This window comes from Mycobacterium sp. SP-6446, from assembly GCF_001954045.1.
Lineage (GTDB): Bacteria > Actinomycetota > Actinomycetes > Mycobacteriales > Mycobacteriaceae > Mycobacterium.
Window position 1 is genome coordinate 1 of sequence record NZ_MBEM01000088.1, and the last position, 821, is coordinate 821.

Below are 821 nucleotides of genomic sequence, written 5' to 3' on the forward strand. Positions count from 1 at the left end.
AGGCTTTCATGACGGCCCACCACATCGGCCAGCGCCGCAGCCAACGCATCAACATCGAGCGGCCCGCTTAGCCGCAATGCAGCCGCGACATTGTAAACCGGCGAGGGCCCCTGCAACTGGTCGATAAACCACAACCGCTGCTGGGCAAACGACAACGGAACCACCGCCGGGCGCTCAACTGCCACCACGGGATCCAGCCGACCAGCGCCCTCAGCGATACGCGGCGCCAACCTGGCAACCGTGGGCGCATCGAACACGACACGCACCCCAACGTCGGCATCCAATGCGGTGTTGATCGCCGCCACCAGGCGCATCGCTGAGAGTGAGTCGCCGCCGAGGTCGAAGAAGGAGTCGTCGATGCCGACGCGGTCGTGTCCGAGTATTCGGGCGTAGATGCCGGCCAGGATTTCTTCGGTGGGGGTGCTCGGGGCCCGATACCCGCCGATGGTGTAGTCCGGGGCGGGGAGGGCGCGGGCGTCGACTTTGCCGTTGACCGTCAGCGGCAACGCGTCGAGCACCATGATCTGGGCCGGGACCATGTAGGCCGGTAGCCGTTGGGCGAGTTGGTCGCGGATGGTGGCCGGGTTGGCTGTTCCGGTGATGTAGCCGATGAGGCGTTTGTCGCCGGGACGGTCTTCGCGGGCGATGACCGCGGCTTGTTGGACCCCGTCGAGTTGGGTTAGGGCGGCCCGGATTTCGCCGCATTCGATGCGATAGCCGCGGATTTTGACCTGCTCATCAGCCCGGCCCACGTAGTCGAGTTGGCCATCGGCACGCCAGCGCACCAGATCCCCGGTGCGATACATCCGCGTTCCCGGCGC

General features: G+C 66.3%; 1 protein-coding gene. It reads right to left on the reverse strand.

The features are described 5' to 3' along the window. The coding region (locus A5736_RS07110; protein ID WP_139333180.1) for a phosphopantetheine-binding protein at positions 1-821 on the reverse strand (821 nt) is incomplete at both ends.